At 34.7% G+C, this 15,740-nt stretch carries 12 protein-coding genes; 9 read left to right on the top strand and 3 right to left on the bottom strand.

Annotated elements, in window-relative coordinates; translation table 11 throughout:
* From QHH19_02930 to QHH19_02910, 5 genes are all read left to right on the top strand, one after another.
* Positions 1-469, top strand: a 469-nt coding sequence (locus tag QHH19_02930) for an SMC-Scp complex subunit ScpB (GenBank protein MDH7517278.1), incomplete at its 5' end; no start/stop codon positions are given.
* A gap of 94 nt (positions 470-563) precedes the next feature.
* Positions 564-992 (top strand): hypothetical protein, encoded by a 429-nt coding sequence (locus QHH19_02925; protein MDH7517277.1) that lies wholly within the window; start codon positions 564-566, stop codon positions 990-992.
* 105 nt (positions 993-1,097) lie between these two features.
* Positions 1,098-1,694 (top strand): amidohydrolase family protein, encoded by a 597-nt coding sequence (locus tag QHH19_02920; GenBank protein ID MDH7517276.1) that lies wholly within the window; start codon positions 1,098-1,100, stop codon positions 1,692-1,694.
* Positions 1,695-1,741: 47 nt separating this feature from the next.
* On the top strand, positions 1,742-2,089 hold the full coding sequence (locus QHH19_02915) for an adenine deaminase C-terminal domain-containing protein (GenBank protein ID MDH7517275.1): 348 nt from the start codon (positions 1,742-1,744) through the stop codon (positions 2,087-2,089).
* Positions 2,090-2,204: 115 nt separating this feature from the next.
* Entirely contained in the window at positions 2,205-4,097 is a 1,893-nt protein-coding gene (locus QHH19_02910) for a hypothetical protein (protein MDH7517274.1), read from the top strand.
* 224 nt (positions 4,098-4,321) lie between these two features.
* Here QHH19_02910 and QHH19_02905 read toward each other — a convergent pair whose 3' ends face one another.
* The gene (locus QHH19_02905) at positions 4,322-5,737 is read right to left on the bottom strand and encodes a radical SAM protein (GenBank protein MDH7517273.1); all 1,416 of its coding nucleotides are present in this window, start codon (positions 5,735-5,737) and stop codon (positions 4,322-4,324) included.
* A gap of 151 nt (positions 5,738-5,888) precedes the next feature.
* Here QHH19_02905 and QHH19_02900 point away from each other — a divergent pair, with 151 nt between their 5' ends.
* On the top strand, positions 5,889-7,142 hold the full coding sequence (locus tag QHH19_02900) for a thioredoxin domain-containing protein (GenBank protein MDH7517272.1): 1,254 nt from the start codon (positions 5,889-5,891) through the stop codon (positions 7,140-7,142).
* Between the two features lie 39 nt (positions 7,143-7,181).
* Here QHH19_02900 and QHH19_02895 read toward each other — a convergent pair whose 3' ends face one another.
* Entirely contained in the window at positions 7,182-9,293 is a 2,112-nt protein-coding gene (locus QHH19_02895) for an FG-GAP-like repeat-containing protein (protein MDH7517271.1), read from the bottom strand.
* A gap of 623 nt (positions 9,294-9,916) precedes the next feature.
* Between QHH19_02895 and QHH19_02890 the strand changes: the two genes are divergently transcribed.
* From QHH19_02890 to QHH19_02880, 3 genes are all read left to right on the top strand, one after another.
* Positions 9,917-11,062 (top strand): M14 family zinc carboxypeptidase, encoded by a 1,146-nt coding sequence (locus QHH19_02890; GenBank protein MDH7517270.1) that lies wholly within the window; start codon positions 9,917-9,919, stop codon positions 11,060-11,062.
* Positions 11,063-11,224: 162 nt separating this feature from the next.
* The gene (locus tag QHH19_02885) at positions 11,225-13,828 is read left to right on the top strand and encodes a C45 family autoproteolytic acyltransferase/hydrolase (GenBank protein MDH7517269.1); all 2,604 of its coding nucleotides are present in this window, start codon (positions 11,225-11,227) and stop codon (positions 13,826-13,828) included.
* Positions 13,825-15,270, top strand: a complete 1,446-nt coding sequence (locus tag QHH19_02880; GenBank protein ID MDH7517268.1) for a sodium/proline symporter — start codon at positions 13,825-13,827, stop codon at positions 15,268-15,270. Before QHH19_02885 ends, QHH19_02880 begins: the two co-directional genes overlap by 4 nt.
* Before the next feature lie 116 nt (positions 15,271-15,386).
* Here the strand turns inward: QHH19_02880 and QHH19_02875 are convergent.
* Positions 15,387-15,740, bottom strand: a 354-nt coding sequence (locus QHH19_02875; GenBank protein ID MDH7517267.1) for a M28 family peptidase, incomplete at its 5' end; no start/stop codon positions are given.

Genomic DNA, 15,740 nt, shown 5'->3' with positions numbered 1-15,740 from the left:
ATCACTAGAGGAACTCATCCAAGACTACAATGTCACACGTAAAGACGAGACAGCTATGGAGATAGCAAAAGCGGGGAATAAGTTCACAATGCAGGTGAAGAAAAAATTCACAGACCAATCAATAATGGTTGCAAAACCAGAGATTGAAAGCAGCGTCCTAAAAACACTAGCACTAATAGCATTCCACCAGCCAGTGAAACAATCCAACCTACGCAGGATGATAGGAGAAAAAGTGTACCAACATGTAGATGAACTCGTTGAAATGAAACTTATACACTCAAAACCATATGGGTCAACAGAGATGATTACGACAACTAAACTGTTCCCAGAATACTTTGGTATAGACACAACAAAACCAGAGGAAATACGTGAGTTCCTAGCAAAAAAAGTGATAGGTGACATAAAACAGATGGATTTTTCAGTTAAAAAAGAGGAAAAACAAGAAGAGGAGCAGGAAGAACAAAAATAGACCCAACAGTATTGTTTCTGTATAGAATACAGAGGCAAACTTTTTAAACCAATTTTTCCTATAAAATATTATAAATGGGAGGTTGAAAAAAAATATGAGGAAATTATCAATTATTGCAGTATGTTTTTTATTAGCTACTGTTTCAATAGCAACAGCATCAACGATATCAATAGAAAAAACACAGGCATCATTTTTAGCCCAAAACGGTACTTTCGATGGGACAATAGGATACCACGTAAATGGAAACTGGACAGCGATTGGGACAATTAATGGTACCTACCAACAAAGATTACGCGGCTACAGATTTGACGGCACATGGACACTACAGGGACAAAATCAAACGTTTGTGGGAACAATGAGAGGGGTGTTTAGGAGACATATATTACTTGGAAGAGTTACTGCTGAGGGATACGAGAGAACCTTGCCGATAATTGGGTTCATAGGCTTTAAAGAGGGAAACTTTGTTGGACGTTTCATGGCACCTGTTGGTCCTGCACTATACTTCAAGGGCACATACACTTAGACCATATTTCTTTTCCTTTTTTTGGTACTAATTTTTTTTTATTTTATGGGAAACATGTTTTTGACTATTACCTAAGGGGTTACACGTGAAAAAATAAAAAAAGGCATGAAAATTTTAATAAGGGAAGGCTCTGCGGCGAGAAATTTTGATGAACTTAAATTCCTTCTTAATGACCAATGGCAGAATTGTATGTTATGCTCAGATGATAAACATCCTGATGATCTTTTAAAAGGGCATATTAATCTTATGGTAAAAAAGGCAATACATGAGAAAATAGATCTTTTCAATGTTTTATCTGCGACATCTTTGAATCCAAAAAACCATTATAATTTAGATATTGGGTTACTACGAATTGGAGATCCTGCTGATTTTATAATTGTTGATAATCTTAAGGATCTTAATGTATTAAAGACATATATTAACGGAATTGAAGTAGCAAATAATGGTAGAACTCTTATTAGAAGTATCAAACCAGATATAAAAAATAATTTTAATATTACTCCTAAAAAACCAAGTGATTTCAAGGTTAAATATAAAAAAGGGAAACTAAACGTAATTGTTGCTATTGAAGGACAACTTATTACAGATATTTCAAAGGAGGAACCTCTTATTTCCAATGGTAATGTTGTTTCTGATGTTGATAGAGATATTTTAAAAATCACAGTAATAAATCGCTATAAAGAATCTAAACCTCTTCTATAGGTTTTATTAAAAATTTTGGACTTAAAAAAGGAGCCATTGCTTCAAGCGTGGCACATGATTCACATAATATAATAGCACTTGGTGTAAACGACAAAGATATTTGTAAAACTATAAATTTAATTATTAAAAATAAAGGAGGAATTAGTATCGTATCACCAGATACTAAAGATGTTCTTCCTCTTCCAATTGCTGGAATAATTAGTGATAAAAAATATGATTGGGTTGCAAAGAAATATACATTTATGAATAAAGAAATAAAAAATCTTGGATGTAAATTGAAATCACCTTTTATGGCACTTTCATTTATGGCATTACCTGTGATTCCAAAATTAAAACTCACTGACAAAGGTCTTTTTGATTCACAGAGTTTTAAGTTTATAAAGCTTTTTGATTAGATCAATAAACAAAATTATTTTCTAATTTTTTAAAGTACCGATTTATCGTTAATTGCTATATTGACAGAAATATAGTAAATTTTATAACTGGACCATAAATGACATATAGTATTATATGAGAGGAGGCATAATAAATAAGAGAATAAAATCTCTTATTCTAGTTTTTATTTTTTTAGGAGTAATAATAAATCAGCATGCAGTCGATTCGAAAAGTTTAGATAATTCTTTTTCATGTTATGGATTTATTATACCATTTACTTTACATGAAAATAAAACTATTGAAAACCTTATATTTTGTAAAACAAGACATTTAGTAAACGACTTTTTACAAGAGAAAATTCCAGTATATTGGGGAGCAAGTAATTTTACAGCAAATATAACAGACATTTGTTTTAATAATAGAATAGATAATTTTTTTGAAAAGGGGACATTTATTGTACCTTTTACCGGAAATGATACACTTGATAAGAAACTATTAGCTATAATATATGATTATAACCAAAGTAGTGAGATAGAAAGTAAAAATGAAGTAAAAACACCTATATATTTAATAAACCAAACTTTTACGATTAAAGCATATCCATTATCAGAATTAAAAATTGCTCAATATCAAAGTCTTTTTGCAGGTGGAGAGGAACACTATTTAGAGGTTTCAAGAAATTGTGGTTTTTTAAACTTTGACTTTGTACCTGAAACAAAAATAAAAGATAAATTGAATAATTCAGCATATAATATAATTATTTGGGCTGGTTCTTGTATAGGATATTCATCATTTCATAAGGGATTATCTGCTGGTTTATATCAAATCAATGAAGATCTAAACTCTAAGATATCAAAGACAATTAGAAGTTTTGTTTCCAATGGAGGTGGTTACATAGGTTCCTGTTATGGTGCCTATAGTGCTTCAAGTGGGCTATATATTGGATCTTTACCTATTTATCTTAAAAGACGTGCTTATAATCCAAATTTAAATAGTCTTGTAATCCTTGCATTATCAGATGTAATTTGCAAACAGGTTGTAAATTATACCCCAAAACATATCGAGGCAAAGATAGTAGATGAGTCACATCCAGTAACCTTTGGACTAGATGATATTGTCCCAGATAAATATGGTGGAGGACCGTACTTTGCGTATTTAGGAGAAAACGCGCATGTCGTTGCTCGCTTCCATAATTTCAACGACAATTTTAACGGATCAGCTAGTTGGATTTCATCAAATTTTGGCAAGGGAAAAGTAATGATTTTTAGTACCCATCCCGAAAGTCTTTGCTGGGCGCAAGATGAGAAGAGATTATATGTTGGAAATACTATAATTAGCAACGCTTTATACTATTTGACTTCAAATGAAATTACAGATTTGAACACAATTAATAGTAGAAATATTTCTTTTATATTAGAGGTCTGGGAAAAAACTGCTAATCTAATTGATTATACAGACACAGCTAATGTCCTTAATGAAATTAAAATTAGTATTAATGATACTATTATATCTATTAATGAATTAAATAATAATCTTTCAGCAATATTAGAGATTATCGAAGATATTAATCCAGATGTACCAAATAACTTTCTTGGTTATGAGTCAACATACTGGGTTATTTGGTACTTTAATTTATATAATACATACTTAGAAAATACAACAAAAACACTTACTATAATAGAGCTAATCTATCCATTACTTGAAAATATGACTAATTTCAAACAAGATTTAGAAATATTAAAAGATGACTTATCTGAACGTATAAATGAGACTCAAAATATTATTATAGAGTGTAATACTCTTTGTAAAGGATTCAAAAATATTTTAGATAGATATAATAAAACGCTAAAACGTTTGGGTAAACTAGGGTTAAACATTTATTCATATTTTGCAAAAAACACCGCATTCAAATTATATCGTGAGAGTGTAAAAGGATTTCATTATGCTCCACAAACGTATTTTAATTCCTTAAAACTGTTACGACATTATTGGTATGATTATGAACTCGGTTTAGCAAAATTAATTTAATAATAAAAAGTGAAAAAATAATTTTTTTTTGGTAAGAGTTGTAAAAGAAATCTGGTAACAATTGTACAACAAATCGTTTATAAAGAAAAAAACAAAGTATAACATGAAATGTTGGACTTGAGGGAGGAAAAAAAAATTATTTTTTTTCCATCCTTTCACCTCCTCTCTTCCTCTCCACCTCCCCAATCCAACATTCTTCTAAAAAAAACAATTTTGTTTGGTTATTAACACTGTGGTTGTTGTATTAGCATTTGGTTTTTTATACAACCAGGGTCTGGTCCCAGGTAATTGCCAGTGTAGCCGTATGCCCTTGCCCTGCATCCCCCGCAGTAGTAGCGGTAGCTGCATTGCCCACAGTTTCCCTGTAGTTTGTCTTTGTTTCGGAGTTCTTTTAGGATCTGGTTGTTTTTCCATAGATCCCCAAAATCATCTTTTTTTATGTTACCTATAGTTAAAGGGAAGAATACACATGGTTCTATGTCACCATTTGGTTTTATTGCGCAATAAACTCTCCCGCATCCACATCCACCTATGAACTCTGCTAGGTTTACTAGTTTACCTGATAAAGTTGGGTTTGCGAAATGTGTTGGTATGATTTTTTCATCCTGGTTTATCTCTGATTCTAACGCCACACGTGCGAACTGTGGTGCCGTTGATAACACATTGACTTTACTACCCTTTTTTAATCTATCCCATAGTGTTTTTAGTAGCTGTTCTCTTTCTTGTGGCGAGAGATCATTTTCTGCTATAAACTGTCCTCTCCCAGTTGGTATAAAATTGTATATCATGAACCACTCTACATGTAGTTGTTCACATAAATCTATAATCCTTGGTATTTCCTGGTAGTTGTATTTGGTTGCTGTTGTCGCTATGTTCACAAAAAAATTTTGTTCCACACAGTTTTTTATCCCCTGTATTGTTTTGTTGAATACACCATCTATTCCTCTAAAACGGTCATGGGTTTCTGCCGTGGCTCCGTCTAGGCTTATTTGCACGAAACCAACCCCGTTTTTTTTCATCTCCTTAACCTTTTGTTTTGTTATAAGTGTCGCATTGGTTGCAATAGCTGCGTAGATGCCTTTTTCTTGTGCATACCTGGTTAATTTGAATATATCTCTTCTGACTAGTGGTTCCCCACCTGAGAATGCTATGATGGGTACAGACGCATGATCCAGTTTATCTATCGTCTCCAAGGCTTCTTCTGTTGTTAGCTCGTCCTCCAGTGTTTTACCAGCATTTGCATAACAGTGTTTACATCTCAGGTTACAGGCATAAGTAACATCCCACACTACTAGAAATGGTGCGCCTGTTACAAACGGTTTTTGTACACCAAAACGTGATATACCTGTTAACACATTGGCGAGGGCTTTTCTCCACGATGGATGGCGAAATTGTTCTTTAAGTGTTTCTTCGTTCACACCAAATGCTTTGCCACCTGTTTTTACTACACTGCTAAGGTTTTTTTCAGCTAACCTGCATCTAAGACATGCTTTTTTTCTCTCACCAACGTAGAGCTCCAAGGCTATCTCTATACTATGTTTACCACATTTTTCACAGAAACCAAAACCTGATATAATCTTCCTAGTAACTGGGTTGCCTATAGTTGATCTAAGTATCTCAATAGTCGTAGTTGTTTCCAAAAGATTTTTCCTCCACCCAAATTTTATTTTCTTTTTTTAAACAACCACTCCAGGTTTATTGGATATTGTTTGTTGTATTTAGAATTTTGGTTCTACCCTAAAATAAAGGAATAGTTTTTTATTCAACTTAGCCATTTTGGATGAAAAAATTATGAAAAAAAAATATTCTCAGAAAATGTTGTTTTTTGCAGTTTTTTTTGTTTTATTTAGTTTCATTGCTCAATCAGTTTTAGCTGATAATAATAAGGTAACTGTTGATTTCTTTTATAGCAGCAAATGCGGTAGCTGTAAAACAAAATTCCCGATTGTAAATGAGACAGCTGAGAAATATAAAGACAAGATCACTGTTAACTGGAAGGATATAGCTAATAATGTTACAAACTATAAGGAATACCAAGCTATTAGTAGAAACTATAGCGTTTCATTTCCTTTTGTCTATATTAAGAGCAGTTTTAATTCCACGGTGCTTAACAGGCAGAATTTCACTGTTTTGGATATCAGCAGGGTGATTGATGCTTATCTAAATGGTACAACTACAAATGAGACCCGCGGTCAGGAGTTGGTTGTTGATTTTTTTGGTTATAGGATAGTGGTTAATGTTACTAGTCTTTCTCTACCTGTTCTGACTATTGTCCTTGGTTGTCTTGATAGTTTCAACCCCTGTGCTTTTTTTATTTTGATTTTTCTTTTGAACCTTATGTTGTATGCTCGTTCTCGTAGACGCATGCTTCTTGTTGGTGGTGTTTTCATATTTTTTTCTGGTTTTTGGTATTACCTGTTTATGTTTGTTTTATATAATGTTCTCTTTGTAGTTGGTGGTTTTATTGATGTTTTAACAATTATTTTAGGTTGTATAGTGGTTGTTCTTGGCATTGTTAATATAAAGGATTTCTTCTTTTTTAAAAAAGGTGTTTCTCTGAGTATACCTGATGAGAAAAAACCTGGTTTGTTTAAACGTATGAGAGACCTTGTTAAAAACCTTGAGATCACTGCTGTTATTTTTGGTACAATTGTTCTTGCTGCCACCGTTAATTTTTATGAGCTTCTCTGCACATCTGGTTTTCCCCTTGTTTTTACAAATCAGCTTAGGTTGTATAACCTGTCTATGTTTGATTCTTATTTGTACATATTTTTCTATAACGTTGTTTATGTGATTCCGTTGATTGTCATTGTTCTTATTTTTGTTTTTACTCTTGGTCGCCTTAAGCTTAGTGAGTGGCATGGTCGTGTTTTGAAGCTTTTGTCTGGTGTTATGCTTGTTTCTTTCGGTGTTTTATTTATTGTTAACTTTCAGCTTTTGCAGAATGTGGTTACACCAGTTTTGTTACTTGTATTCAGTATTGTTTTTACTTATGTTGTTAGTTTTATTTGGAAGAAAAAATTTGATGAAAAAAAATCTGGATAAAAAGAAAGAGAGAGTTTTTTTAAGTTTTGTTCAGGTCTTTTATAGCCCTAATAAGTGTCGAAGTATTGGGAACAGGTTTGGGAATCTATCCAGTAATCTATTTATGAGTGGTACCTTTGTTCTCGGTACGGTTACTTTCAGTGTACCCCAACCGCTTTGTAGACCATAGATGTCTTTCGCTCTGTAGTTAATCGTGTATGTTCCTTTCTTTGTAAACGTATGTTTAACTGTCACTGTTCCTCCTGATGCATTTGGTCCTATCCACCCTGTGTTTGAGTTGTCTCCCCAGTCAATGTAGTAGTATACATCATCATTGTTAGGATCTGTTGTCATAACTGTATATGTTAGTTCTACTCCTGGTTTCCCACTTGTTGGTCCTGATATTTCTGGTGTATTTGGAGGTTGGTTTTCAGTTACGATAAAAGGATATGTATTTGACCAGCCACTTTCTGCACCTTTTTCATCTTTTGCTTTTGCTTTAATGTAATAATTACCTGTTGAAAGCCAGCTGTGACTTTTTGTTACTGGAACACCTGATTCAAATGGTCCAAACCAACCAGTGTTACTACCATCACCCCAGTCAACAAAATAGTAAATATCTTCATTTTCAGGATCGGTTGATACAAAGGAAAACTCATAGGTTACCCCAACAATTCCATTACTTGGTCCATTTATCACAGGTTTTGTTGGTGGACTATTCCCAGCATCAAGTCCTCCTGAAAAACATGTTAATTTCCCATTTCTCCCACCAGCAACCATCTCCCAGGAACCATCATTTACAACATCAGGAATTGCATTTAATCCATCAATTGCCTCACCATATGCAATTGGTGTTACTAAATCTGTACCATCAACACCATTGAGGAAATAACAATAATTGTTATTGTACATTGTTCCAACTAAAACATCATCTTTGTTGTCACCACTTATATCTGGTATTCTTGCTGCTCTCCATGGTTGATCTGCGACATCACGATTCCAGATTATACCACCAGTTTGACCATCAATTGCTTGGGTTGTATGATATGTACTATGTTCTGGAACAAAATCTGGATGACCATCACTATTTATATCTACTAATTTAGCAAATCTTTGAATAATTACTGAACCAATTGAAGTGCTGTATAGCTGAGCCCCATTTGCTGCATTTAAACCATAAATATGTCCACTGAAATCACCAGCAATTACGTCTTTTATTCCATCACCATTGATATCATCTGTTTGCTCTAAAGCCCATACAGAGGATCCTGCTGCTGTAAATGACCAAAGCAGTGCACCATTTGCACCACTGATACCTTTTACATAACCTATAGTTTCTGCCTCATTTGAGGATCCTGCTATAACATCTGGTTTACCATCACCTGTGAAATCTTGTACACCAATTACAGAAAAACCAGGTCCACCAAGAGGACATTCCCATATTGAGTTACCATTTAATCCATTTAAACAATAAACTCTTTTTGGGCCGGTATCTGTTGAATCATCACCTGTTGCTGCAAGTACATCAATTACTCCATCATTATTATAATCATATCTGCAATCAACTTGGTAAACCCAACCGCCACCACCATATTCATGTGTATCATGCGTCCAGATTATATTACCATTTAAACCTGAAATTGCTATAATTGAACGAGAACCCCATGGTGTACCAACTATTATATCATCATAACCATCACTGTTAATATCAGGAATAATAGCTAGTTCATTTTGATAGTTAAGACTACCTGAATAAATATATCGGGTCCAAATAACAGATCCAGTGCCAATTGCTCCTCCAGAAAAACATCTAACATTATAGTCTTCTGAACAAACAATAACATCTATTTTACCATCGGCATTAATATCCTCAATAGGAGCAATGGCTTTTACACTATTATCAGAACCACCTGTGATATAATATTGCCATATTATTGTACCTATTGGGTAATCCCTGCCATTAAACGGGTTTTGGTTAAACTGATCTACTTTTTGTAAATTGCTAAACTCTGGATGCATTGCATAAAAATGTATTCTTGCTGATAAATCATCTATTGAAAACATTTTTTCAAAATCGTTTGTTGTCTGCGTATTTGTAAAACTTGATACGTTACTAGCCGCGAATCCACTAACAATTAGGATTCCTACAACTAAAAACACATTTTTCCTCATATTTTTCTTACCTCCCTCTAAAAATTGATTAGCTATTGTTAATTTAAAAAGATTTTGCTAGACATAAACTGTTAATACCGTGAATCGAGTTAACACCAATCGTTTGATATATTTTTCGCTTATTATATCTTATCACACACTAATTAAAATATAATTAAGATTATTTTAATTATAAAATTTGAGTGCAATAGCAGCCGTTACACGCAATAAAATTGCATGGCTTTACCCTCGAGCGAAAGAAAATACTAATGGAATTTTAACAACAAATATCTATGCGATTCATCTATGACATAAATGCTATAGATTTCCGCTCGAAAGATGTTAATAGATTTTTTGCCAACAAGTATCAGCATAATGATACCTGCCGTAGATCATCTGAGGGATAAGATGCTTAGGCCATAAATTTTGGACGAAAGTTAAACCACAGGATTTAGGCACACATAAGTCTAGAAAATTAAAGAAAAATTAGGACAGTTGATTAGCATTCATCTAATAAAACAAACAGTAAAAAAGGCTATATCAAGATATGTTGAAAAAGATACTAAGAGGAAAAATTAGATAATAAGATAACAAACTATATATATAATAAAACTAATAAAATAATAGTGGTAGGTTAGCAAAAAATGAATCACTGCAGGTTAGCTAATTTAGAAATACTATTCGTCACTTGTATTTTGCTTGTAATACTTTTTGCTGGTTGTTTGGAACAAAAAGAGTCAAAAGCACCAGAGGCCTTGACACCCAAATCCCCATTAGATCATTTGGCTATACTGCCCAATTGGAACGATGGGCAGTATCATGACTATTATGCCACCGAGAAAAAACTAAATGAGTTTAATGAAGATTTCCCTGATTTGACATACCTATATTCAATAGGTAAGAGTGTTCAAGGTAGAGAGATCTGGTGCATTAAAATAACAAATGAAAACATCAATGGTAAAAAATATTCATGTCTTATAGATGGTTGCATCCACGGCAACGAATGGGAAGCTGGTGAAATCTGTCTTTATCTAGCTGAGTATCTTCTTATTAATTTTGGTAAAAACTCAACAGTTACTCGCATATTGAATACTACTGAGGTCTACATTGTTCCTTTGTTTAATCCCGATGGTAGACAACAAAATACCAGATGGAATTATAATGGTATAGATTTAAACAGGAATTTTGATGTAGATTTTGGTAAATTAAAAGGGCGTGTTGTTCGCATCGGTAAACTCTTCGGTCGGATAAATATTCCTTATTTAAAAATACCTTTTTTAGGTGTTTTTACTAACTGTGGTAGACAGCCCTTCTCAGAGCCAGAGTCTAGAGCCATTAGGGATTTGATTAAATCTCTCAGCTACGGTGATTTCTCCCTCTATGTTAATTGTCATACAGCACAACATAATGTTATGAGCCCGTGGCTGGTCCCAAATCCACCTTTTGAATTGTCACAGAGGGAAAAAAATGTGTTTAACACCGTGAAAGACTGGGTTGAAGAGAACACAGAGTATGAAACATATCGAGGTGAAAAAGGCACTAGCAGTGGTAATGTGATGGATTGGTGTTTTAAGGAATTTCGTGTACCATCTTTCCTCTATGAACTTCTGTCACAGGATTATGAGCCTTGGTATAAAATAGGGAAACATGACCAACTTGTACATTGGATGAAAGCATCTTTACCAGTACTACTATATCTTCTTGAGAACATAGAGAATCTTCACTATTGGAGAACACCGGATGTTCAACCGGTTTTACCATATGGTATACCTCCTCAACCTCTTCACTGATTTTATTAACTGCGATTGGGAATATTATGTGGTCTGAAAGCGATTAGGTGTAATATCTGCAGATAAAACAATCGTTTATTCTTCTTTTTTCATCAATTTTTTATTATTATTTAAATGATAATTTATATATATAATGTAAATAGATATATTTGTGTAGCCTATATGAAAAAAATATATTGTATGATGCTGTTAGTTATCGTATTGTTGCAGGTGTTTCTAAGTAACTATTTAGCAGAGGGGGTACATGACGAATTTAAAACCATAGGTTCTGAATATTACAAAGGCGGTTATCGTTATAACATACAAGGATGGATTTATCTTCATATCGAAGGAGAACCATACGAAAGGGGCTATCAATATGGTTATCTTGCATCTGCTGAAATTGTTGATATTATACAACGGTGGAGTAGATTGTTTCCGGAGAAATGGTCGTGGAAGATACATAAAAGAACTGCTATGCAGCTTTTTTGGAATAAATACCCTGAGGAATATAAGCAGGAGATAAAAGGAATAGCTGATGGAGTAGCTGATAGAGGCGGCGTGGTTGACGGGGCTGCTGTGAATTACAAAGATATCTTAACGTTGAATGAGATGTATGAAATGCTAACTCGAACTAGGAGTCTTTTTATTCACCCATTTAGATCGAGGGTTAAATTGTTGCTCTCAAATTTTTTAAAAGCTGGTTTTTCTTCTTATACAGAATATGCAGATCATTGTAGTGCTTTTATAGCAACTGGTGATGCAACTGCAGATGGAAGAATTGTTGCATCACATTCTACTTTTTCGTTTGCTTTTGATGGAATTTGGTGGCATCTCTATACCGCAGAGCGTTTTAATGTGATACTTGATATCCAACCAAGTGATGGCTACAGAATTCTTATGACTACTTCTCCTGGTCTTATTTGGAGCGATGAAGATTTCAACCAGAATAATGCGGGAATGATATTAATGGGAACCAGTCTCAAAATGGGGCCTTGGAGTAAAGTAGGAGACCCTGTTGTTGTTCGATCTCGTAAAGCTATACAATATTCCGATAGTATTGATGAAATGATAAGTTATCTTTTGAAAAAAAATAATGGCCTTTATGCAAATGATTGGTTGATGGGAGATACTAAGACAGGAGAGATTGCATCGTTAGAGTTAGCGTTACATAATTATGGGTTAAATAGGACAAAAAACGGTTTTATCTGGTCTTGTAATAATGTTAAAAATGACCGGGTGAGGTGGGAGCTTACATCGATCTTTGGGCTAGGAGTCATTGGAAGAGTAGTTAGTAGAAAATTTGTGCCAAGTGATAGAGACATAAAGTTCGAGGAACTAAGAGATGAATATTACGGTAAAATAGATGTTGATGTTGCAAAGAAAATTATGACTACATCTCCGATTCACAGTGGATCTATGGATTGTAAGATAACAGATTCTCAGCTGGTGAATGATTTTGGTTTCTGGGCTTTTATGGGTAAACCAGATGGTACAGATTTTATAGCTAGTGAGCACCCGTTTAAAAAGGTAAAACCAGGTTATACAGATATGCCTGCCTGCGGATGGGTGCAACTTTATGCGTTATCATCACCTAACAAATACTATACTACGGATCAGAAAAAAACAAGCAATGAAAGGAAAAAAAGTAGTATTTTATGGAAGTATGAAACCAAAGGGAATGAACTTGGAAACGCGGTTTACTCCTCCCCAGCTATATCTGATAATATATTATATGCTACATCCTGGAATGGAGAAATATTCGCGTTAGATGGAAAAACTGGCAGACAACTATGGGAGAAAAACATAGGTTGTAGTAGTACATCATCTCCTATTATATTTGACAACACTGTGTATATAGGATCTAGCGATGGTTTGTATGCGTTAGATAAAAATTCAGGGGATATTATATGGGCGAGGGAGGATATTGGTACAGTTTCATCAAAGTCTGCTTTCTTAGAGGGAGTTGTATATTGTAGCTCCCATGACAATAATGTTTATGCCTTAAACTCAGAAAATGGTGACTTAAAATGGAAATTTGAGACAAAAGGAGAGATATACTCCTCACCAGTGATAAACAAAAATGTTTTGTATGTTGGTTCAAATGATGGATATCTCTATGCCATTGATACAAAAAATGGGGAAGTAAAATGGAAATATAAAACAGGACAGGCGATTTGTTCATCGCCACTTATATCTAACGACTTTGTTTATTTTGGGTCTTGGGATAACAATCTATATGCATTAGATGCTAAAACAGGAAAACTAAAATGGAGGTTTACTGCTGGGTGGGGTATTGATTCTTCTCCAGTTATATATAAAGATATGATTTATGTTGGCTCTGAAGACAATAATATGTATGCACTTGATGTGGATGATGGGACGTTGAGATGGTTTTTCTCAACAGATGGTGGTATAAAGTCATCTCCAACGGTTTATGGAGGTTTTGTATTCTTTGGATCTAGTGACGGTAGATTCTATGCGGTAAACGCAGAAGACGGGGGTTTGGAATGGAGTGTGGCTCCTGATTATCATATAGAGGGGATATATAACTATGTTACAAAACCTATCGTGTCTTCACCAGTGGCATGTGATGGAAGAATATATGTTGGGTCTACAAATGGAAAAATATATTGTTTTGATGCTCAAACATTTGAACAACCTATGCCCGCGGTAAAAGAAATAAAGATACCTGTTGAAACCTGGTTGTTTTTGGTGCTACCAGTGTTCTTTGTGATAATTGCTACAACATTTTATCTATATTGGTATAAACGGAGGACAAGATGAGCATAATAATCCTGGCGTTCATAGTGTATCTAATCATTCTTGTGCTGATAGGCATATGGTCCTCAAAATTCAATAAAACCCTTGATGATTTCTTGATAGCGGGGAGGAAATTAGGGAGTTGGCCGGTTGCTATAAGCGCTGAAGCATCAGATATGAGTGGATGGCTAGTGATGGGGTTACCAGGCAGAGGGTTTATGTATGGAATAGCAGCGTTCTGGACTGCGATAGGGGCCTCATTAGGTACCCTTTTCAACTGGAGTATAATAGCAAAAAGGCTTAGAAGGTTTACACATAAATTACACGCGCTTACCATACCGGATTTCTTGGAGGACAGATTTAAAGATGATACGCACGTTATAAGAGGTATTGCTACCACCATAATCACCATTTTCATGGTAGCTTATGTGTCAGTACAGATGGTAGCAAGTGGAAAAATACTTAGCGAAACCTTTGGGTGGGACTACAATTCTGCACTAATTTTAGGATTTGCAATTATAACATTTTATACATTGATGGGGGGTTTTGTTGCAGTTGCATGGACCGATGTATTTCAAGGAATGCTTATGGTAGGAATCCTGCTTATCCTACCAATAGTAGGTATCATAAAACTAGGTGGATTAGACACAATTTTTACAGAAATAGGACAAATAAATATAAACACGATATCACCAGGATTTGGATATAGCGGCCTGATATTCCTATTGTTTGCTTTTGTTAGTATGTCATGGTTCTTTGGTTACCCTGGGCAACCACACATCATAACAAGATATATGGCTATAAAAGATGAGAAAAAAATCTGGAACAGCACACTAATAGGTATGACTTGGGTTATTATCAGTCTCTGGGGAGCAGTACTAATAGGGATCATAGGTCTTGCTATGTTCAAAGAACTGCCGGATCCAGAAAAAGTAATGCCTCTTCTAGTCATGAACCTACTCCCAGAGTGGGCGGCAGGTATAGCTATAGCTGCTATAACAGCTGCTATTATGTCAACTGCTGATTCACAGCTTCTTGTGGCAACATCAGCGATTGTTGAAGACGTATATCATAAGCTTATAAATCCTGAGGTAAACCAGAAAAAACTAGTTCTTCTCAGCAGGATATCTGTTGTATTACTATCAATAATAGCTTTTTTGCTTGCTCTACAGGGAGGAGTCATATATTTCCTTGTAGCTTTTGCATGGGGTGGTTTAGCAGCCTCCTTCGGCCCCCTGATTATATTATCGCTCTGGTGGAGGCGTACTACTAAATGGGGAGCGATAGCTGGTATGATCTCAGGTACAGCCACGGTGATAATCTGGGACAAGTTCGGCATTTCTTCTTCTATGCCTACTGAGCTGATAGTACCTGGTATGCTCCCAGCATTTTTTATATCACTATTATTCGTGATAATAATAAGTCTGTTAACAGTTCCACCTGATACAAAAAAGTTATTCGCCTAATCTTCTATAAACAAAAACAAATATTAGCTTATAATTGTTTTTTCTTTTATAAAACTTAACCAAAAAACTAGAAGAAAAAGGGAGAGAGAGTTTTTAACCTTAATAAGAACCACTGATTATTCGTATTCAACATTCCAAGCCATCTCAGCAACAGTAGCTAAAACAAGTCGGGTCACTTCTTTGGTATATGAAACATCCATATTCTTAAGGGTATCTGAAGGTTTATGGTAATCAGTATCCTCTGTAGCCTCACCGATATATATTGCATCAAAACCATATTTTAAAAACGACTTGTGGTCACTCCCATATCTCAAAGGATCATCCTGGATTATTGTGAAATTCAGTAACTCGGGGTAACGTTGATTGACCTTGATGGTATAATTAACTATCCACCAACCGGAGGTGTTAACCCCAGTGACTAAAACTTCTGTATTTCTAATACCAGGGCCGCGGTTTCCTATCATATCAAC

The sequence above is a fragment of the Candidatus Thermoplasmatota archaeon genome (assembly GCA_029907305.1).
Classification (GTDB): Archaea; Thermoplasmatota; E2; order DHVEG-1; family DHVEG-1; genus JARYMC01.
The sequence above is the reverse complement of the archived record's forward strand: the minus strand, read 5'-3'. Positions and strand labels throughout refer to the sequence as shown.